The 21782-nt window shown below is 53.8% G+C and carries 12 protein-coding genes; 11 read left to right on the forward strand and 1 reads right to left on the reverse strand.

From position 1 onward, the window contains the following. Positions 1–174 precede the first annotated feature (174 nt). The 9 genes from ACXAD0_RS16835 (at position 175) to ACXAD0_RS16875 (ending at position 15330) form a co-directional block, all read left to right on the forward strand. Entirely contained in the window at positions 175–3021 is a 2847-nt protein-coding gene (locus ACXAD0_RS16835) for a TonB-dependent receptor domain-containing protein (protein WP_475089830.1), read from the forward strand. Between the two features lie 69 nt (positions 3022–3090). Beyond that, positions 3091–4008 (forward strand): class I SAM-dependent methyltransferase, encoded by a 918-nt coding sequence (locus ACXAD0_RS16840; RefSeq protein ID WP_475089832.1) that lies wholly within the window; start codon positions 3091–3093, stop codon positions 4006–4008. A 25-nt stretch (positions 4009–4033) separates the two neighbouring features. Beyond that, on the forward strand, positions 4034–5842 hold the full coding sequence (locus ACXAD0_RS16845; protein ID WP_475089834.1) for a tetratricopeptide repeat protein: 1809 nt from the start codon (positions 4034–4036) through the stop codon (positions 5840–5842). Positions 5843–5903: 61 nt separating this feature from the next. Beyond that, complete coding sequence (locus ACXAD0_RS16850) at positions 5904–6605, forward strand: 2OG-Fe(II) oxygenase family protein (protein ID WP_475089836.1); 702 nt, start codon at positions 5904–5906, stop codon at positions 6603–6605. 876 nt (positions 6606–7481) lie between these two features. Further along, on the forward strand, positions 7482–10457 hold the full coding sequence (locus ACXAD0_RS16855; protein ID WP_475089838.1) for a TonB-dependent receptor domain-containing protein: 2976 nt from the start codon (positions 7482–7484) through the stop codon (positions 10455–10457). A gap of 228 nt (positions 10458–10685) precedes the next feature. Next, positions 10686–11132, forward strand: coding sequence for a MarC family protein (locus ACXAD0_RS16860; protein ID WP_475089840.1), 447 nt, complete (start codon positions 10686–10688; stop codon positions 11130–11132). A gap of 5 nt (positions 11133–11137) precedes the next feature. Continuing rightward, on the forward strand, positions 11138–11269 hold the full coding sequence (locus tag ACXAD0_RS16865; RefSeq protein WP_475090415.1) for a MarC family protein: 132 nt from the start codon (positions 11138–11140) through the stop codon (positions 11267–11269). 404 nt (positions 11270–11673) lie between these two features. Continuing rightward, complete coding sequence (locus ACXAD0_RS16870; RefSeq protein ID WP_475089842.1) at positions 11674–14334, forward strand: TonB-dependent receptor plug domain-containing protein; 2661 nt, start codon at positions 11674–11676, stop codon at positions 14332–14334. A gap of 171 nt (positions 14335–14505) precedes the next feature. Next, positions 14506–15330 carry a hypothetical protein gene (locus ACXAD0_RS16875; RefSeq protein WP_475089844.1) on the forward strand — a complete coding sequence of 275 codons (825 nt, stop codon included), beginning with the start codon at positions 14506–14508 and terminating at the stop codon, positions 15328–15330. A 21-nt stretch (positions 15331–15351) separates the two neighbouring features. Here ACXAD0_RS16875 and ACXAD0_RS16880 read toward each other — a convergent pair whose 3' ends face one another. Continuing rightward, complete coding sequence (locus tag ACXAD0_RS16880) at positions 15352–16596, reverse strand: tetratricopeptide repeat protein (protein ID WP_475089845.1); 1245 nt, start codon at positions 16594–16596, stop codon at positions 15352–15354. Positions 16597–16929: 333 nt separating this feature from the next. Here ACXAD0_RS16880 and ACXAD0_RS16885 point away from each other — a divergent pair, with 333 nt between their 5' ends. Together ACXAD0_RS16885 and ACXAD0_RS16890 are read left to right on the forward strand one after the other, a co-directional pair. After that, positions 16930–18462: a peptide MFS transporter gene (locus tag ACXAD0_RS16885; protein ID WP_475089847.1), complete on the forward strand. Its 1533-nt coding sequence runs from the start codon at positions 16930–16932 to the stop codon at positions 18460–18462. A gap of 384 nt (positions 18463–18846) precedes the next feature. Continuing rightward, a complete protein-coding gene (locus ACXAD0_RS16890) occupies positions 18847–21720 on the forward strand; it encodes a TonB-dependent receptor plug domain-containing protein (RefSeq protein ID WP_475089849.1) in 2874 nt (957 codons plus the stop codon). The last annotated feature ends 62 nt before the right edge of the window (positions 21721–21782 follow it).

The raw sequence follows: 21782 nt of genomic DNA on the forward strand, positions 1-21782 counted from the left end.
ATAACCTGACATTTTGAGAAATTCGAAATAATTTCAACTTTTTGTTGAGGGACCTGCCGATTCGGTCGTCTTGTAACTGTTGGGAGCGAAGTGGCCGCTTGGGGGCGGCTGCTTTCATCATCGCCTTAATCCGAGGCACAAAACATAAATCCAACGATCAAGAGAGGATTTACAATGAAAAAGAACCTCCTGTCCGTAGCGGTTGCCGCTGCGATCACGGTTCCTGCCATGCCAGTCTTCGCTCAAGAAGACGCCACCATGGTCGAAGAGGTTGTTGTTACCGGTTCGCGTATTAAGAAGGCAGACTTCGTCTCTAATGCTCCGGTTTCTACTATCGGTGAAGAGCAGTTCGCCCTGACCGGTACTGTAAACACCGAATCCCTGCTGAACACCCTGCCGCAGGTTGTTCCGGGTTTGGACCGTACTTCTAACAACCCTGGTAACGGTACTGCTACCGTTGACCTGCGTGGTCTGGGTTCCAACCGTACCCTGGTTCTGGTAAACGGCACCCGTATGGTTCCGACCACTTCCAGCGGTGTTGTTGATATCAACCAGATCCCGACTGCCCTGATCAAGAACGTTGAAGTTCTGACTGGTGGTGCTTCCGCGGTATACGGTACCGACGCGGTTGCGGGCGTTGTTAACTTCATCCTGAAAGACGATTTCGAAGGCGTTTCTCTGAACGCTAGCTCCGAAATGACTGGCGACAGCGATGCTGGCGTAGACAGCATTGACCTGACCATCGGTGGCAACTTCGCTGACGGTCGTGGTAATGCGGTTCTGAACATTGGCTACACCTCTCGTGAAGCTCTGTTCCAGGGCGACCGTGACTTTTCTACCTTTGCCCAGTTCGACGATACTGACGCGAACGGCAACCCGATCCTGATCGACGGTGGTTCCTCCGGTATCCCGGGCACCTCTATCTTCTCTGGCGCTCTGGGTACTTACTCTCCGGACAGCTTCGGTGTTACCTTCAATCCAGATGGCAGCATCCGTCCTTTCCAGACTGGCGAGACCAACGACTTCTACAACTACGCGCCGGTTAACTACATCCAGCTGCCGCAGGAGCGTTACCAGTTCAACGCCATGGGCCACCTGGAGCTGACCGAGAACGCTGAAGTTTACGGCCGCGCAATGTTCACCAACAGCTCTGTACCGCAGCAGCTGGCTCCGACCCCGATCTTCCAGACTGTTGACTTCACTCTGGACGGCAACCCCTTCCTGACCTCCGAAGCTCAGCAGGTTCTGTCTGACGCTCTGGGTGGCGACGTAGATACCGATATGGACGGCATTGCCGATACTGGTACTGCGTTTGTACGTCGTCGTCTGGAAGAAGTTGGCCCGCGTATCGCCAAGGCTGGCTTCAGCTCCTGGCAGGTTAACACTGGTATTCGCGGTGAGATCGCTGACACCAACTGGAGCTACGACGCGTACTACCAGAAGGGCCGCGTAGTCAACACCGAAAACCAGTACGGTAACGTAAACCGTGATCGCTTCCAGCAAGCTCTGCTGCTCGACCTGGACGCAGATCCGAACGGTGGCGTATGTGCTGACACTGGCGCTAACGGTGGCACCGTAGGCTGTTCCCCGATCAACATCTGGGGTGAAGGAAACATCTCTGAAGCTGGCGCTGCGTTCCTGCGCACCGCGGTTGCTTCTACCGCTGTATTTGACCAGGAAGTTGCTGCGATCAACCTGAGTGGCGACACTGAAGGTCTGGTTTCCCTGCCTGGCGGTGCAATCGGCCTGGCAACTGGTTTCGAGACTCGTCGCGATAACTTCGCGTTCGATCCGTCTCAGGACCTGGCAGCTGGCACCATCGCTGGTTTCAACGGCGCAGCAGCACTGGAAGGTGGCTACAGCGTTAAGGAATTCTACGCAGAAGCCTACCTGCCGATCCTGTCTGGCGCTCCTTTCGCAGAGCAGCTCGACATGGAACTGGCATACCGCTCCTCTGACTTCAGCACCGTTGGTTCTGTAGACAGCTACAAGGTATCTGGCTCCTGGGCACCGATCGAAATGGTTCGCCTGCGCGCTGGCTTCAACACTGCCGTTCGTGCTCCGAACATCTTCGAACTGTTCTCTCCGATCAACGAAGGCTTCCCGGGCGCAACTGACCCGTGTGCGGGCAACTCCCCGGACCAGAGCCAGGCCGTACGTGACCTCTGTATCGCTACTGGCGTACCGGCTGGTGCGGTTCACACCGCTGCAATCAACCCGGCTTCTGGCCAGGTTCGCTCTCTGAGCGGTGGTAACCCGGATCTGATCGAAGAATCCGCAGAAACCATGACTGTTGGTGTTGTAGTTACTCCGATGGACAACCTGTCTGTCAGCCTGGACTACTTCGACATCGAAATCGAAGATGCTATCTCCGCGTTCGGTGGTGGTGCCAACAACATCCTGTCTACCTGCTACGATCCTAGCAATGCAGCTGGTGGTGTAGGTTCTGACTTCTGTAACGCCATCACTCGTCGTCCAGACGGTACTATCGAGTCCGTACTGGAAGCTTCCCAGAACGTTGCCTCTGTTACCCTGAAAGGCTTCGACGTTCAGGCTAGCTACGACTTCGATCTGATGAACGGCTTTGCCAGCATCAACTACATCGGTACCGTAACCACCGAGAGCGACTTCCTGCCGTTCGCCGGCGGCGAGGTAATCGAGTGCTCCGGCAACTTCGGTCTGGACTGTGGTGAGCCGGTACCGGAATACAAGCACCGTGTTGCCCTGCAGTACAGCCAGGAAAGCCTGACTGCACAGCTGCTGTGGCGCCATGTTGGCGAAGTTAGCGATGACGACGATAGCACCACCTACTTCGTAGAAACTATCGACTCTACCAACTACTTCGATGCAACCGTATCTTACGGCTTCATGGAGAACTACAAGGTAACCTTCGGTGTAGACAACCTGCTGGACGATGAGCCGCCGATCCTCGGTGACAACCAGGAGCAGGCTAACACCTACCCCGCAACTTATGACGTGTTTGGTCGCACGTACTACCTCAGCCTGCGAGCCGATTTCTAAGGCTGTGGCATAAGTTTGCGACACTAAGGGGTGGGCATTTGCCCACCCCTTTTTTTTGAGGTAAAGAAAATGACAGATGCCAAGGGCCAATGGACCGAGTACTGGTCGAACGAAAGCACCACAGGTGAAGTGTTCGTCAACCAACAAGGTGAAAAGCATCATGCACTGCGCCAATACTGGAGACATACGCTCTCCAACCTGACCCCAGACAATCGTGTTATCGACCTTGCTTGCGGTGCTGGCTCTATCTTCGCAGATATATCCGAACAAACCGGCTGCCAACTGGTTGCCGCAGACCTTTCCTATCAAGCGATCCAACAGCTCAACCAGCGCATGCCCGAAGTGGAAACGATCGTTTGCTCTGCCGCCGAAGTTCCAGCTGCCGATGGCTCATTTGATATCGTAGTCAGTCAATTTGGCGTCGAGTACGCGGGCATGCCCGGCTTCAAAGAAGCGTTACGACTCGTCGCCCCTGGGGGCAAGTTGCGCATAATCGCCCATATCGAGAACGGCGTTATCGATAGCCGCAACCAAGTTGAACTCCAAGGTCTTGAGCTTGTCTCTTCGACCCAGTTTATAGACCGCGCAATCGCTGTAACACATGAAACAACGTCAGGAAATGACAGCGCTGCGCGTGCTGCAGTGACCGCATTCACCGAGATCGAGCCACAATTATCTAGCTTTACCGAAAAGTTTCCTTTCGGGTTTCATGCTCATCTATACCAAGGTTTTCGACAAATGTTCTGTAACCGGGAGCGATACGAACATAAAGACATATTGGAATGGCTCAAAGCCATGAAGGGAGAGCATGAACGCTCGCTGCAACGCCTTTCCGATATCCGCGGTGCGACGTTGTCCAAGAAAAGTATTGATGAGCTAGAACAGCTCATTGAAGGTTCAAAATTCCAAGATATCCACATCAGTCCGTTTATACTCCCGGAATACGAGCAGGCGGTTGCCTGGAAAATTGAGGCAAACAGACCCTAACAAGTTCAAAGGAGCAGTGGGCAGCATGTACTTGGAGCAAGCCGTCAAAAAAATGCAGTCTGGGGATGTCGCGTCAGCAAAACAGCTTCTCGAAACCCACCTGCAATCGAACCCGAAAGACTTCAATGCACTACAGTTATTGGGCGTCATACACGCACGACTTGGGCAGCCCGAGTCGGCCAGAGACCTAATGCGACATTCGCTCGCGCTGCATAACGCTCAGCCCCACGTGATCAACAACCTCGCCAGCTGTGAGCACCAGTTGGGGAATCTCAGCCAGGCGCTAGAGCTTTACGGTGAGGCTATTCGACAAAAGCCAGACTATCTCGATGCTTATGTAGCTCAAATTAATCTTGCTATTGAGTCAGACGAAATTGATTTCGCACGTCAACAACTCGAAACTGCAAAGCAAAATTGGCCAGACGAAAGTCGACTGAAAGAAAGCCAAGCAAAGCTATTCCGCGCAGAAGAAAAATACCCCGAGGCCATTTCAGTATATCGCCAACTGATCGAAAAAAAGCCGAACTCAGTCCCACTGCGCCACAATTTGGCTCTAACTCTCCGACTCGCAGGGACCCCGAGAGATGCACTGACGATTTTCCAGGCTCTGCTTAATGAAGGCATTAAAAATTATCAGCTGTTTCACAATGCTGCTAATGCGCTTTCTGACTGCGCCGATAATGATCAGGCCATCGACTTGTATCGCAAGGCGATATCTCTCAACCCGCTTTATGCTCCATCACATAAAAATCTGAATGATCTACTTTGGGAGACAGGAAGACATGATGAGTTCCTGGCTTCTTACCGTGGTGTCTTGCAAATGTATCCCCAGGCAACTGAGCTACATCTAGGGCATATTGATGCATTGATTTGCACTTCTCGTTTTAAACAGGCACTGACAGAAATAGAAAAACTCCAAAATTCCAATCCGGAGCTTTTGCGCAACCCGGAATTAATCAGTCTTTCTGGGCGCGCACTCAAGGGGACGGGAGACATTTTTAGCGCAGTTGCAGCTCAGCTACCTCTAGTAGAGGACCCAAGCGCGAGCCCCGAGCAACTCGTATCCTTGGCGCGGATGCAAATAGAGTCTGGAAATGAAGCGGCCGCGCAGACACTGTTAGAACGCGTCACCCTCGATCAGCCCGATGACCAGATGGCCCTGGCTTACCTCGGAACTTGCTGGAGACTCACGGGAAATCAGAAGTATGCTCAACTTAATAATTACAAAGAGATGGTTCGTGAGTTTGTCATTGAACCACCCTCGAGCTACGAAACAATTGAAGCATTCTGCCGAGACCTGAAACACTACTTATGCTCTATCCATGGGGGCAGCTTTGAGCCCATCGATCAGACACTGGTAAACGGATCTCAAACGCGTGGCAACTTGTTCCAAGATCCCAATCCTTTGGTACAGCATATACAGTCACAGGCGAACAGGAAAATATCTGAATACGTTTCGGCTACTCGCACCTTGCTCGACACGTCCATTGGCTTTCGTACCGCCGAGAAATGGCAGTTCTCCGGATCCTGGTCTGTAATCCTGAAAGAAAACGGTTTCCATGCGTCGCACGTCCATCCTATGGGCTGGTTAAGTGCAGTTTTCTACGTTGCGCTTCCGGAGATCGACGCAGATAGTGACCATCAGGGTTGGCTCAAGTTGGGAGAACCTAACCTCGACCTGCCGGACAACCAACACCTTAAAGCTCATCGGTTTGTGCAACCAACGGTCGGCAAACTCGTGATTTTTCCCAGCTACATGTGGCATGGAACGGTCCCGTTTGCGCATAACGCAGAGCGTATAACCATTGCTTTTGATGCCCGTCGCCTAGCCTAACAACCTCGTACGTCTGCACTACACGTCACAGATATCCATATTTATTTTGATTGAGAAACCCATGTCTGAATCCAGCTTTGACATTAAACACTTTACAGCTCAAAACTATGCCACTGACTACAGCCGTGATGGCAAGTGTCGCATCCCCGGATTTTTTGAAGACGCTAGTGCCCTGGCGTTGACAAAAATAGCTTCCGAAGATCGTCAGTTTCGGCAAGCTTACTCCCTAAACGGAAAGTACTTTGAAGTAAGCGCTGAAGAGTTTAGACAGCTCTCCGCCGAACAAAGACAAGAGCTAATTCACGCTGTCTATTCGGGAGCAGCGCATGGGGAGGGATTCTGGTATGGACGGCAAGGGCTCAATGAAAACATGGCTGGAGCTGAAAAGTCATTGTTCGAATGGCTCAACAGTGAATCTGTTCTGAAGCTTGTGCGCTCTATTACCGGGGAAAATAAAATTCGCTCTGCGACAGCGCAAATTACCGCAATGCGTGCCGGAGATTTTTTGACCCGCCACCGCGATGATATCGGCCCTCACGGTCGTAAAGTAGCATTTGTCATTAACCTCACCCCAGACTGGCATCCTGATTGGGGAGGAATCCTCCAGTTTTTTGACCAACCGGGAAACCCTACAGAGTCCTGGAGCCCGATGTACAATTCTCTCTGCCTTTTTGATGTACAAGAAATACATTCGGTCACCTGCGTCGCTCCGTTTGCGCCGCGTGCTCGGCTTGCGATTAGCGGTTGGTTCCAGGAATCCTGACATTTTCTGTCTAACTCGTGCTTCACTGAGCCAGAATAGTCCACTTAGAACAATACTTCTCTACATGTTGCGCTAGAAGTTGTAGAACGCAGAGATTCCCGGTACGCCATAAGAAAAATTCGAAGACATTAATCTCGGCATTACAAAGTGTGCTGCAAACAAGTGGGCGATATATGATCTTGCATGAAGCCTTTCGCAAAAAGGCTTTGTTGCATTTTCCATACTACGGCAGTATCGCTCGCGCGAGGTCATATTCCTCGTAGAGCGTAGTCGCACGATCCACTGTATCCTGTTAACAACCTCAACAATTTACCGTTATTTGCCAGCCCAACATCCTCACCATGCCGACCGGTTCAATCGATGAAACGGGCTCTTGCTCAGCCGGGATTAGTGCGTACTTTCTAAGCGATAGTGATTTCATCCATTGTTTCACGACTGCACACACGACTTTTCACTGCTCCGCCAACAAAACTAATCTCGACCTGTCACCCGATACATAACCCAGGGGACGGATTTCGATCCAGTTTTTCGAGATATATCCTTGGGCCGCCGCTAAGGAGGCCGCCAGCCGTCGCGCCAGAGAAACACGCTCCTTCGCTTTGCTCAGGGGGATCTTGATCTCCTCAAGTAGGAAGCATCGACCAACGAAAATGTTTTTCGCGACAAAATTCTAAATTCTGCGTACAAAATGCATAGAAAGATCCAAAAAAGCTAAATTTTCCATGAAATGGAAATATTGTTCTAAATATTGAGGAAAGCTTTCTCTTGTTCGTTTCATATTAGAGGATTCAAAGACTCGCATCGGGGATGCCGAGACTCCTCTCGCCCGAGATCGGGCGCTTCTCGAAAAATCTAATGGTCAAGAGAGTAAGCACAATGAAAAAGGATCTTCTTTCCCTTGCTGTAAGAGGGGCCATCGGCCTTACTGCAGCCGCAATTATGGTTCCAGCTTTTGCACAGAATGCGACCGAGGCAGAGTCCAAGGAAAAACCCGAAGCCGAGCTAATCGAAGAGGTGTATGTAACCGGATCGCGAATTGCACGAGCTGGTTTCGACACCATGCAGCCTGCAACCACTTTGGACAAAGACTTCTTTGGCAGAAATGGCTTTACCAACGTCTCTGATGCACTGAACAGCCTGCCGATGATGGCCGCCTCCGGTACCAACCTGGCGGAATCCGATCCCAACAACGTAGGCCAGGCGTTCGCTGATTTTTATGGCCTGGGCTCCCAGCGTACGTTGACCGTAGTCAACGGTCGCCGGGTAGTATCAGCCAATGCTCCTACTGCATTTGGTGCAGACGGCGGTTTGCAGGTTGACCTGAATTCCCTGCCGACAGCGCTCATCGACCGTGTTGAAGTGGTCTCCATCGGTGGTGCGCCGATCTACGGCTCAGACGCCATTGCCGGCACTATTAACGTCATCCTGAGAGATGACTTCGAAGGTGTGGAAACCGAGTTCACCTCGGGCTTTGCTGATGGCGAAAATGATGCTGGCGACCATAAAGCGTCCATCACCATCGGCCAAAATTTCAACAATGACCGCGGTAATGTTGTAGCCAGTTATGAATATAATAAGACCGACGCGGTACTGATGAATGACCGCGCCTTCACTCGCGATTACTATTACTTCTTCGAAAACCCAGAGAGCGAAGGTGCGACCGACGGTATTCCTGATCGCATCTTTGATAAAGGCCGCTCTATCGCCGTACTGACCCAGGAAGGCGTTCCGACTCAGGGTGGCGGTCTTCCTCTGTTCGCGCTTGGTATCAACGCGATGTACGATGACGATGGCAACGCTTTGGGCTTTGGCCGTGACGGTCACTTGACCCAACTGGATCTCGGCACGCCTTCCGGCAGCATCATCAACTTCATTGGTGGTGACGGCTTGCTGCTGCAAGATTATGACTCAATCCGGGCACCGATCGAACGTCACCTGTTTAACGCACTGGGCCACTACGATATCACTGATAATATCGAAGCTTATGCGGAGTTGAATTACTACACCTCCGAATCCAGTGACCCCAATGCTCAGCCGTTCTATCAATCCGGTATTTTCGGTGGCGATTCCGCTGCTCTGCCGGTCTCCATCAACAACCCTTACCTGAACGATCAGGACCGTGCATATCTGACGGCTAACGGTATCGCTGCAGATGGCGTGTTCTATTTGCACAAAGCAATGAACGACCTGTCCCAGAGCGGCCGCACTGGCGGCGAGAATGAAATGCTGCGCTACGTTTTGGGCGTCAAGGGCGACTTCTCCCTGGCTGGCCGTGATTGGGCGTGGGACTTTTCGTATAACAAGGGAGAAACCAGCTCTGAAACTGCGCGCACTCAGCTGATCCAGGAGAACTACGAGAAGGCTATCGACGTTACTACTGATGGCAGCGGCAACATCGTATGCGCGTCTTCCGACCCGGATTGTGTACCGTTAAACGTACTGGGTATTGTTACCGATCAGGCGGCGATCAACTACGTTACCACCCAGGGGTTCACCTATGGTGACCTGGAACAGGAAATCATCAGCTTTAACCTCAATGGTGATGTTATCGACCTGCCCGCAGGTCCTCTCGCCGTAGCCGTTGGTTACGAGATGCGCGATGAGCTGTCCACCTTCAGACCTGACGACTTCATGCGTCAGGGTCTTGGCCGTTCCGCCGCACTGTCACCGCTTTCCGGCGGCTTTGATACCAAAGAAGCCTACACTGAATTCCTAATCCCGGTAATTCCGGATGACCTGATCCCCGGTGTAGCCGGAATGGAATTCGAAGGCGCCTGGCGGAATGTCGACCACTCCCAGGCTGGTACCGATGACACCTGGTCTATCGGTACCCGAATCCTGCTGGATGTCCCTGTAATCGGCGATTTGACTCTGCGCGGTAACGTGACCGAGTCCATCAGGGCACCTGCTGTAACGGAAGCGTTGTTGCCATTGTCCGAGACGTTCTCAAGCGCCAGTGATCCCTGTGACGAGCGATTTGTCGGTCAGGGCGAAAACCCGGCTCAGCGACTGGCTAACTGTCAGGCAGAAGCTGCTGCCGCAGGATTCGCATACGATCCGAACAGCTATCAGTCTGAAATTGTTAACGCGACCAAACAAGGCTTTACCGGTGGTAACGCTGGCCTGCTGAATGAGCGAGCCGACGCTTCTACTTTCGGTTTTGTCTGGGCGCCAGGTTTTGTGGACGGCCTGGAGTGGTCGGTTGACTGGGTCAATATCGACATCGAAGATGCGATCGAGTCCCTGTCCCTGACGATTCTGATGGAAGCCTGCTACGATGGCGACCAGGGCAACGCGGCCTGTGGAAACTTTACTCGCGACGAGAACTTCCAGATCGTGGACTTCACCACCGGTTTCCGCAATGCCGGTTTTTACAACTTTAGCGCCGTGCAGTCCGACATCAATTACAACTTCGATCTAAACCAGTGGAATGTACCTGGTTCCTTCAATGTGGCAATGCAGACTTACCACATCAAGGAGCAGCAGTTCTCTGTAACTGGCAAGGACCTGGAAGTCGACAAAGGTGAGATTGGCTATTCCGAGCTGCAAAACACACTGGCACTGTCCTACACCCTTGACAATCTGAGTGCCAGTTGGCGTGCACAGTACATCGGTGAAGCCAATGTCGACAACGACGATACCGCTGAATCGCGCGATATCCCTGTCGCTCCGGATTATTGGCTGCACAATGCGTTTGTTGGATATAACTTCAATGAAAACCTAAGTGCCAGCTTGTCCGTACGCAACGTGTTCGATGAGGAACCGCCTGTTGCTGTGAATTCCTTCACCGCGATCGGCATTTACGACATTCTTGGTCGTTACGTTACGGCAGGTGTCAACTACAAGTTCTAATCAGCAGTCAGCAGGAACGAGTAAGTAGTCAATAACTTAGCTTGTTCCTTCGTATCAGCCCCTTTGCCGAAAGGCAAAGGGGCTTTTTTATTGATGCGTACCCCACTGCTTTCCTCCCTCAAACTTCAATTGGCGCAACAGAGACTATAATTCGCAAAAATAACGCCCCCTATGGAGAAGCCTCCAGCCAGCATCGAAAAGCCTCACGCTCAATATGGACGAGATACTTTGGACACCCTAACCGCATTCCTCACCCTGTTGTTTGTTATGGACCCCCTGGGGAACATTCCCATTTTCCTCGCCGCACTGAAGAATGTGCCGCAAAAACGTCAACTTTTCGTCATTATGCGCGAACTCATTTTCGCGCTGATCGTCCTGCTCGTGTTCCTGTACGGAGGGCGTTTTGTCCTGGCGTGGCTGGGACTGTCGCAGGAGGCAATCCGCATTGCCGGTGCGATCATCCTGTTTTTGATCGCCATCAAAATGGTCTTCCCGAGCGAAGGCGGCATCATGGGGGAGCGCGTCGAGGGCGAACCCTTCTTCGTGCCGCTCGCGGTACCACTTGTGGCGGGCCCCTCGACCATGGCGATTCTGATGTTGATGACCAACAGCGAGGGCGAGCACTACTGGACTGGACGCTCGCACTACTGGGCGCCTGGGCGGTCTCCGCCGTAATCCTGCTGGCATCGTCCCCGCTGGCCAAGTTACTCGGCGGACGTGGCCTGATCGCGGTCGAACGATTGATGGGTATGGTTCTGGTGATGCTGGCAGTACAACTGTTTCTGGACGGTATCAAACAGAGTCTCGATTAATACACCAGCAAAACTCCGAATCCACGACAGGGGGATCGCACTCAAATGCTCGTGTAATCCTCCCCTCCCCACGATCGGCTCCGTACGACCGAAGAGTCTATTGATGCGCCCCGGCAAACACCGAGGCGCTCAAATCTCGCAGTTAGCATTGTCCATCCTTATAAATAAATATACTTATAGATAACAAACCAATAAATCACTAAATATTAGGATAAATATAATCCCGCCTAGATCACTAAACAACCAAACTGAATACTTAACAATCAACAGATAGGCCACATACATAAATCACTTATGGCAGGTTATTTACATAAATAACTATTGGCGCATAAAGTCGTCCAGCACATAAAAACAACAAAGTAATAATTTCTTCATAAGTTCAATGTGATAAGAAGGATGCATTTATGTTCAAGACCAAGCTGAGTGTCGCCATCGCGGCAATGGGCACCATCGCGTCAGGCGTCGCTGCTGCACAAGAAGGATTGCCCGGGGCCGCTGTAGAGGAAGTCATCGTGACCGGCTCCCGCATCGCGCGGGATCCCCTCTCCACTACCGGTCCGATCACCGTCGTTGACGCCGAGGCCATCCAGCGTTCCGGCGTTGGCACGATCGATGAACTCCTCAACCAGTTGCCCTCCATGGGCACCACCGGCATCAACGCCAACGATAATAACGGAGGCCAGGGGTTGGCATTTGTCGACCTGCGTAACCTCGGCTCTTCGCGCACACTCGTCCTGGTGAATGGACGCCGATTCGTTTCCTCTGCTTCCGGTGTCAGTTCCGCGGTGGATATGAATAACATCCCGGTAGCCATGATCGAACGGATCGATGTTCTGACCGATGGCGCATCCGCCGTCTATGGGTCCGACGCGATTGCCGGCGTGATCAATATCGTCACCAAGAAATCCTTTGAAGGTGTCGAAGTGACCGCACGCGCGGGCGGTACCACTGAGGGTGGCGGCGAAAATGCAGACCTCTCGATTACCTTCGGCGGCACCGGCGAGCGCGGCAACTTTATCGGCAATATTTCCCACAGCCAGCGCGACGAAATCACCTACGATGATCGCGAGTGGGCAGGACTGATGAGTTCCATGTCGCCGAACGGCAATATCTTTACCAGCTATGGCAGTTTTACCGTCGGTGAGGATGGTCAATCGATTAGCGAAGGCTGGACACCGTACGATATCGGACAGCACATGTGGCTATCCGGCGCTATGGAGCGCAGCAGCGTGAATCTGGCCGGTACCTACTCCATCACTGACAGTGTTGAGGCATTCGGTGAAGCCAGTTACACCCGAAAAACCACCAATCAGCAACTGGCCGCCCAGCCAATGTACGCCGGCAATGGCTTCAACATTGATCCGTCGACCCACTTGCCGCAAGAACTACAGGATGCATTGCAGGCGGAATGGCAATCCGCGAAAGACGCATACGATGCAGCCGTCGCTGCGGGCGTGGCTGAAGATCAAATGCCAGCCTACCCGGGCGATAGCTGGGTCGATGGCTTTAATGATATGCGTATCCGTCCGGTCGCAGGCGGTACCCGCGACTATGAACAAACCACCGATACCTTCCGCTTCGCAGGTGGGTTGCGCGGTGATTTTGCCAACGGATGGAGCTGGGACACCTTCGCAAGCTATGGCAAGAACAAAGGCGAAAATACCACGGCAAATTCCTACAACAAGCGCAAGCTGAATGAAATTTTTGATGGCAGCGCGGGCATCGACTTCGACTTTGCTGGCGGTATGAGCCCGGAAATCATCGACTATTTCAGCTACACCGACCGCGAAGATAACGAGTATGAACTCGTCAACATCGGTGCAGCACTCTCCGGTGATATCGAAGCGCTCAGCTTCCAGGGTGGTCCTGCCGGGTTTGCCACTGGTATCGAATACCGCAAGGAATCCGGTGAATTTAATCCGAGCGAAGAAACTCGCAGCGGAGATACCTTCGGTAACCAGCAAGACGCGACCGGCGGCGACTACGATGTTGCGGAAGTGTTTGCGGAATTAAAATTACCGATCCTAGAGGGTGCCACCTACGCAGAAGAACTATCTGCAGACCTGGCCGTGCGCTACTCCGATTACAGCACTTTCGGTGGACAGAGCACCGGTAAGCTCGGTGTGGTGTATGCACCAATCGACAGCCTGCGTTTCCGTACCAGCCTCTCCACCGCTTTCCGTGCACCCGGTGTCTACGAGCTTTACAGTGGCGCGGCACAAAGCTATGAATTCCTGATCGATCCGTGCAGCACCGCTGCCTCAAATACTGAGGGACAAGGCGAAAACTGCGCAATGGTCGGCCCGGGCTTCGAGCAAAGTGGCAACCAGGTGCCCACCAATATTGGCGGCAACGAAGACCTCACTCCTGAAGAAGCAAAAACCTTTACGGCTGGCCTGGTGTGGACACCCAATTTTGTTGAAGATCTCTCGGTAACCCTGGATTACTTCGACATTCAGATCGACGATGCGATCACCAGCCCGGACCTTCAGCGAATTCTCGATGATTGTTACCGCGATGGCATCCAGAGCGCTTGTGCCTTTGTAACCCGTGGTGCCGGCGACCAGATCGTCAAGCTGGAAGGCGCCAAGATGAATATTGGTCGAATCGATACCCGCGGTATCGACCTGGACATCGTTCAGAATATCGGCTTCGACGCCGGTAATCTGGCGCTGCGCGCTCAGGCAACTCGACTGCTCGAGTACATGGAGTACAACGACCAGTCCGGTACCGAATCAGACAATCTCGACTACGTGGGGACCACCAGCGGCATGTATGTGAAGTGGCGCGGACTGGCGAGCGCCATGTGGCAGGGCAACGATTGGGAAGCAGGAACGGAAGTGCAATACCTCAGTTCTGGCGAGAGTGCCTATACCAGCGTGCCCTCTCACACTTACGTGAATCTGAAGGCTGGCTGGGATGTCTCCGAAGCCCTGCGCCTGTCAACAGGCCTGGATAATGTGACCAATGTAGAGCCGGCGGACACCTCAGGCTATGGCGACTGGAACAGCAGTCATGACTTCAAAGGTCGCTACCTGTGGGCGGGTGCAAGCTACCGCTTCTAAACAGGTTCGGCTTTCGTAAATGACGCGTTGTCGTCAACAACCATTAAGGGCGCCTAATCATGGCGCCCTTTTTAGTTTCGTTCACGAAACCAGCGAGACACTCTGACCACCGCCCATTACTATAGAAAAACAACGGACGGCATAACCTGATACCGTGCGAGGTTTATTCCTGTGACTTGTTTTTCCCGTATGCTCCCATTGCTGTGGATTCTTGCCGCATTACTGCTGAGTCCTTCCAGTTACGCGACGTCAACAGTGCACTGGCATTGGGAAGCAGAATTCACTGCGGCGGAAAAGCACAAGCTGGTACGCTGGATTACACAAACCAAAGATGCTCTCGAGGCCCGTGTCGCGCCACTTCCCATGGATATTCATATTCATTTTTATCGACGCGATGGGCGCGGAGAGCCGGTTCCCTGGGCCAATACCCGGCGGGATGAGAGGCAGGGTATTAACTTCCATGTGGATCCAAGTTATCCCATTGACGCATTCCTCGCGGACTGGACCGCCCCCCATGAGCTCAGCCACCTGCTGCTACCGTACTTGGGACGCGACAACGCGTGGTTTGCAGAGGGATTTGCCAGTTATATGCAATATCGGGTGATGGAAACGATGTCCGTATTAACACCGGAGCAATCATCGGCCCGATACAAGGCGCGGATCCAGCGCGCGAGTAATGCATACGCCGCAAATACTCAGTTTGAACAGCAACCCTTTATCGGTGCGACACCCTTGCTGATTGCCACGAGAAATTATCCGACCATGTATTGGGGCGGCGCCATTTATTTCCTGCATATCGAGAAAACGTTACGCGCTCGGGGCAAAAGTATTGAGGCAGTCTTGGCGACCTACATGGAGTGCTGTCGGGCAAATAACGGTACGCTAGCCGATACCATCAATGCACTGGATCAAATTGCGCAAACAGATCTTTTTCAGACTCTGTACATTCAGCTGCGAGAAAAGCCGGGATTCCCACACTTCGCGCATCTTTTTTAGATCGCCGCGTTCGACCAACGGTCAGTGAACGCGATTCCTCCAATCGAGCATCCCGCGGAATCTGTGACCGCTGCGCACTCTACTGTCATCCGCTGGGCGCGAGGGCGATTCCAGCTGTAATTCACCCTCGGAAATCGCCATGAGTTTCCTCGCATAAATATTCTCGACAGACGGATTACTCACGAGCAGGAACGCCTGCGAGAGGTGTTCGCGAGACTTTTTCGGCTCCCCAAGACGCAGTCGCGTCAGCCCCATTAGGAAATGGAAACGGTGGTCATCGCTATACATTCTGAGGGCCCGACGGAGTTGCTGGCTCGCCAGTTTATACTCGCCGCCCTCATAGGCACTGCGCGCCTGGAAATACAGGTAATAGGGGTTGCGCTGTCGGTGATACCGCGCTCTGCTGGCATACGCATCTGCCAGCTCGAGCCGACCGTCAGCGCGAAACAGACGCTCCAGATTACTGATGGCGACGAGGTGGCCCGGATCAAGTTGCAACGCCTGCTGGTAGCTCTGCTCCGCAAGTGCCGGTTGATTTGCCCTGCTGTATAAAACCCCGAGATTGGACCACAGATCGGTACTCGCCGGGTTGAGGGATAGCGCTTTACGGAAATGCAGGAAAGCAGGCCGAATTTCTCCTTCCTGCATCAATTCTACACCGCGGTTGCTGTAAAACTGGGCGAACGCCTTGGTGTCCGAAAGTTTTCTCTGATCGTACACCGGGTCATAAGCTTCGAGGTTGAAGTCGACGACCCGACGCCCCCGGGCACTTTTGGACACCATGTTGATGTGCCGGTAGACAACAAAGGTTTGCTCGTCGTCGTTGCCCCAGACCGGCGGCACCTCCACTTCGTTGAAATAAGCGGAAGCACCCAGCTCCCGAGCCATCGCCACCATCATGAGGGTAAACGCGAGGCAGTTACCACGTTGTTGATGGAAGGTCTGCGAGGCAGTCAGGGTCGCATCTGCGTCATACACCACACTAAACTGCTGCGCCTCAAAAGCGTCGATCAGCGCGGCGAGTCGAAGCTGCGGGGCCGCACCGGGGCGGATTCCAGCAAGAAATGACTCCATTTCAGGGGAGAGTTCCATCAGGGCGGGTGTGGGGAGCTCAGACTCCCGCACGGGGCGATCAAACAGCGCCGAGCCACTCAGCAGTGTCGCCGTATCGGGCGGGGTCATCTCCGCTGTGCCCTGACCATGGTGCGCCACACCACTGCAGCCGCTCAGGAGCAGCAGACCAATCAACAGAATGCCGGGCCGCATCATTACTTTCCTCTGCTGTTTATCTTTTATACAGGATTTAACACTTTTTAGCCTCACTGTGAACAGCTTTGCGACAAATTCAGCGGTTTCAGCTGCAACGATTCGCGTGACTATTCCGCAACTGTTACACTCGGGAGGTTTTATTTTTTGAATAGCCGGCCGCCAAATGTGAGTAATCACTTACTGGCTCTATCCCTACTGCGGGGCCCCGGCTGCTTCCCGGATACATGTGAGCGGCGGCGTACTGCCTGTGCTGCTCAATATGGTTCGGGGTTCTTCGGCGCGGTCGCCTGTCGATCGCGGACATAGCAATAACAAGTGGAAATTCAGCTTATGTCGTCGAATGCACACCAGAATGCCGAAGGTTTCTTCGGCCATCCCAAAGGACTCTCCACCCTCTTTTTCACAGAGATGTGGGAGCGAATGAGTTACTACGGTATGCGCGCTCTGCTCGTACTGTTCATGACTGCCAGCCTCCAGGAAGAAGGCCTCGGTTTCACCGTTGCCGCAGCCGCCGCCATCTATGGCCTGTATACCGGTGCGGTGTACTTCCTGGGCCTGCCCGGAGGCTGGATCGCTGACCGCCTGCTCGGGGGCCAGCGTACCGTCTGGTATGGCGGCATCATTATCATGTGTGGCCATATTGTGCTCGCGATTCCCAGCAGCAGCACCTTCTTCATCGGACTGATTCTGGTCGCCACTGGTACCGGCCTGCTGAAGCCCAACATCAGCGCGCTGGTCGGCCACCTGTACCAGCCCGAAGACGTGCGTCGGGACAGCGGATATGCCCTCTACTACATGGGCATTAACATCGGCTCCGTACTCGGTTACATGATCTGTGGCTATTTCGGCGAGAATATCGGCTGGCACTGGGGCTTCGGCGCCGCAGCCGTGGGGATGGCAATTGGTCTCGTCCAGTATCGCAAAACCATCGGCAATCTGGGCGATGCCAGCGCCGAGCCGGAAAACCCCATGACTCCGGCCAAGACCTCTTTCGCATGGCGGGTCATTGGCGCCGTTGTCGTGCTGGTAGCCCTGATCACAGGCCTGACCATGAACGGCATGATCACCATCGATCCGGTTGCAGTGGCCAAGTATGTGGCGGTCGCGTTTACCCTGATCTTCTTTATCTATTTTGGTGTGATCTATTTTGGCGGTCAGCTGGAAGACGGTGAGAAGAAGAAGCTATGGGCCCTGTTCCTGGTCTGCGTTGCTTCGGCCTGTTTCTGGTCCGGTTTTGAGCAGGCTGGTTCGTCTCTGAACCTGTTCACTCGCGACTACACTGACCGTATGATCGGATCGTTTGAAGTACCGGTCACCTGGTTCCAGAACCTGAACCCCACCTTCATCATCATCCTGTCTCCATTCTTTGCCGCCCTGTGGATCAATCTCGGCAAGCGCATGATCTCGCCGTCCTACACACTGAAGTGTGCGATCGGCCTGGTGATCATGGCGTCCGGTTTCATCGTTATGTTTATGGCTGCACAGTATGCGGCTGAAGGCTTGAAAGTCGCACCATACTGGCTGGTGACCACTTACTTCCTGCACACCGTCGGTGAACTATGCCTGAGCCCGGTGGCACTGAGTGCCGTCAGCAAGCTGTCTCCGCGCCGCTTTGCCGGTCAGATGATGGGTGTGTTCGTACTGACATACTCTATCGGTAACATCATTTCCGGTCTGCTCGCCGGTAATTATGACCCGAACAATATTTCTGAACTGCCAAACCTCTACCTGCAGATCAGCCTGTTTGGTATCGGTGTCGGTATCGTCATTGCCCTGCTGAGCCTCAAGGCCAAGCATTGGGAAGGGCACAGCGAAGCAGCTCAGCCGGTCGAACCTGGCGAGAGCGGTGCCAAAACTGCCTGAAAGGAAGATCGCTGAAGCACGGCTTCATTTCGATCGCAAAGGCCGCTGGAAACAGCGGCCTTTTTTATTTCAAACCTATTTCATTGTTCAAATTTTTTTTGCGATAAGACGAAAAGAAACAAATTCACGCCACTCGCTTCATCGCAATGACGGCTGAACCCAACCACTGATCCCAGCGTCCCAACACTTCATCTCAGTCGGCCAACCGAGTTCCCCCGAGTACCGGGGATTCGGCTCGCCAGACCAACCTTCGATCGCAGTCTCACCCAACTTACCCCTCAGCACTGGCAGCATGGTTTCGATGGCGAACGGCTTCCAACAAACAGTCACGCTGTCATCCAAGGATGTAACAACAATCAAAGCCCCAACTTTGAGGGATGCAATATGCAAAGAAGCAAACTTTCAGTAGCGGTAGCAAGTGCCATCGGATTAACCACATTGGTGGTGATGCCGATGGCCATTGCTCAGGATCAGCCAACCTCCCAGGCTCAGGACATGGAAGAGGTTGTCGTCACCGGTACGCGTATCGAGAGAGCCAATGATGTCAGCGTCAGTCCGATCGCAACGGTCAGTGCAGAGGACTTCAAAACCACCGGCGTGGTACGCGTTGAAGACCTGATCAACGACTTGCCCCAGGTGGCAGCGACCCAGAATGCGGGGATTGCCAACGGCTCTACGGGAACGGCCACGGTTTCCCTGCGCGGACTCAAGCCGGAACGCACCCTGGTACTGATCGATGGCCGCCGTATGCCCGCCGGCTCTCCCATCGAAGATGGTAGCGGCGCGGATCTCAATCAGATTCCCGCCGCTCTTGTGGAGCGGGTCGATGTACTGACCGGGGGCTCATCGGCAACCTACGGCTCCGATGCGATCGCGGGCGTGATTAACTTCATTATGGTCGACGACTTCGAAGGTGTTCGCTTCGAGACACAGACCAGCGCCTATCAGCACGATAACGACAATCGCTTCATGCAGGATCTGGTGAGGGATAGTGGTTATGACGTGGCCGATGGCAGCGTCACCGATGGGGAGATCAACGATTTCTCACTGATAATGGGTGCCAACCTGGACGATGGACGAGGCAATGTCACCGGCTATGCAAACTTCCGCCGAATCGAGGCCGTGTTGCAGTCCGATCGTGATTACAGCGGCTGCGCCCTGAGCGGCGGCCCGGCATCCTCGTTTGGTTGCGGCGGTTCTGCGACCCTGCCGTCCGGTTTCTTCTCCGACTTTGAAGGGAATTACTTCACGGTATCCGGTGATGAGTTTGTGCCCTGGGACGGCAACTATTACAACTACGGTCCACTCAACTATTTCCAGCGTCCGGATGAGCGCTGGACCATGGGCGTATTCGGTCATTACGATCTGAACGAGGCCACAACGGTATATACCCAGCTATCCTTCGCGGATGATCGCACCGTTGCCCAGATCGCGCCGTCGGGTAATTTCTTCGTTACAGACTCCATCAACTGCGACAATCCGCTCCTGTCCGATCAACAGCGGGATCTGATCTGCGCGGGGCTCAGCCCCGATGAGGATGCGCCCTACTACATTGGCCGACGCAATGTAGAAGGTGGCCCCCGTCAGGATGACATTCGCCACACCACTTTCCGCGGCGTATTTGGCATACGCGGTGATATCAATGAAACCTGGTCCTACGACTTCTACGCACAGTATGCGGAGGTCAGCATGGAACAGACATACCTCAACGATCTCTCTACCACCCGTATCGGCCGTGCACTCAATGTCGTCACCGATCCCGACAGTGGCGAGGCGGTATGCCAGTCGGCACTGGACGGGTCCGATCCCAATTGTGTGCCCTGGAATATTTTCCGCGAGGATGGGGTTACCCAGGAAGCGCTCGATTACCTGATCTTGCCGCTGTTTGCCCGCGGTACCACGGAGCAGGAAATCTATTCCGGCTACGTGACAGCGGACCTCGGCAACTACGGTTTACAGCTGCCCTCTGCTGAGGAAGGTCTGGCAATGGTATTCGGCCTGGAAAGCCGCAGGGAAGCCCTGACCTTCAGCCCGGACAGCGGCTACCGCACCGGCGATGGCGCAGGACAAGGCGGGCCAACGAATCCGGTGAGCGGCTCTCTCAGCGTACGCGAGGCATTTACTGAATTGAATGCACCGCTGATTTCCGGCGCACCGGGTGCCGAGTACCTGGGTCTGGAGCTCGCCTATCGTTACTCTGACTACTCCACCGACGTTACCACCAACACCTATAAAGTCGGGGTCGACTGGCAGCCGATTGAAGACCTCAAACTTCGCACCAGCTACCAGGTGGCGACGCGTCATGCCAACATCCGCGAGCTGTTTACCGGACAGGGCTTGGCACTGTTTGATATGGATATCGATCCCTGTGGCGGTGCGACACCAACGGCGAGCCTCAGCGAATGTGCGAACTCGGGTGTAACGCAGGAACAATATGGCAGCATCCCGAATAGCCCAGCCGGCCAGTACAACTATGTGCAGGGCGGCAATCCCGAACTCAGCCCGGAGGAATCTGAAACCATCGCGGTAGGCTTCGTCTATACACCAAGCCAGATCGACGGCCTGAGTCTGAGCGTCGATTATTTTGACATCGAAGTCACCGATGCCATTGACGCAGTGGATCCGGGCTTCCTGCTCGACCAATGCCTGGCCAGTGGCGATACCGCTCTCTGTAACAAGATCAACCGGGGACCGAACGGTAACTTGTGGATCGGCAGCGCCTCCATCGTGTCGACCAATGTGAACATTGGTTTCTTCCAGACAGCCGGTATCGACATCAACGCCAATTACGGCCTTGAACTGGGCGACATGGGCAATATGGAACTCAACTATATCGCTACTTACCTTACCAAATGGGACCAGCAGGAAATTCCCGGTGCGGAAGTCATCGATTGCGTCGGCTACTGGGGCAATTCCTGTGCAGACCCAACGCCTGAGTTCGTCAGCACCCTGCGTGCGACCTGGGGGACTCCGGTGGATGGCTTGAGTGTGACGGGAGCCTGGCGACATCTCAGTTCAGTCGATGATCTGGGAACCAACCAGGCCAACTTTGATGCGATCGATTACTTCGATGTCTCTCTGGCCTGGGCAACCACCGAACGCATTACGATCCGCTCGGGTATCACCAATGTTCTGGACGAAGAACCGCCGCTCACCTCTGATGCCGGCGCGGAAATCTATGGCAATGGCAATACCTTCCCCGGCACCTACGACGCTCTGGGTCGCTACGCCTTCCTTGGAGCGACGCTGGATTTTTAAAACCACCTAAGCGGTAAAACTGGCAAAGCGCGGCAATCGTCGCCGCGCTTTGCCTCTCAAAT

The sequence above is a fragment of the Microbulbifer sp. ABF4_148 genome, assembly GCF_056158985.1.

Coding starts and splice junctions, on each gene's coding strand:
- ACXAD0_RS16850 (WP_475089836.1), top strand. CDS start 5,904: ATGTCTGAATCCAGCTTTGACATTAAACACTTTACAGCTCAAAACTAT.
- ACXAD0_RS16885 (WP_475089847.1), top strand. CDS start 16,930: ATGTCGTCGAATGCACACCAGAATGCCGAAGGTTTCTTCGGCCATCCC.
- ACXAD0_RS16880 (WP_475089845.1), bottom strand. CDS start 16,596: ATGCGGCCCGGCATTCTGTTGATTGGTCTGCTGCTCCTGAGCGGCTGC.
- ACXAD0_RS16855 (WP_475089838.1), top strand. CDS start 7,482: ATGAAAAAGGATCTTCTTTCCCTTGCTGTAAGAGGGGCCATCGGCCTT.
- ACXAD0_RS16845 (WP_475089834.1), top strand. CDS start 4,034: ATGTACTTGGAGCAAGCCGTCAAAAAAATGCAGTCTGGGGATGTCGCG.
- ACXAD0_RS16870 (WP_475089842.1), top strand. CDS start 11,674: ATGTTCAAGACCAAGCTGAGTGTCGCCATCGCGGCAATGGGCACCATC.
- ACXAD0_RS16840 (WP_475089832.1), top strand. CDS start 3,091: ATGACAGATGCCAAGGGCCAATGGACCGAGTACTGGTCGAACGAAAGC.
- ACXAD0_RS16835 (WP_475089830.1), top strand. CDS start 175: ATGAAAAAGAACCTCCTGTCCGTAGCGGTTGCCGCTGCGATCACGGTT.
- ACXAD0_RS16890 (WP_475089849.1), top strand. CDS start 18,847: ATGCAAAGAAGCAAACTTTCAGTAGCGGTAGCAAGTGCCATCGGATTA.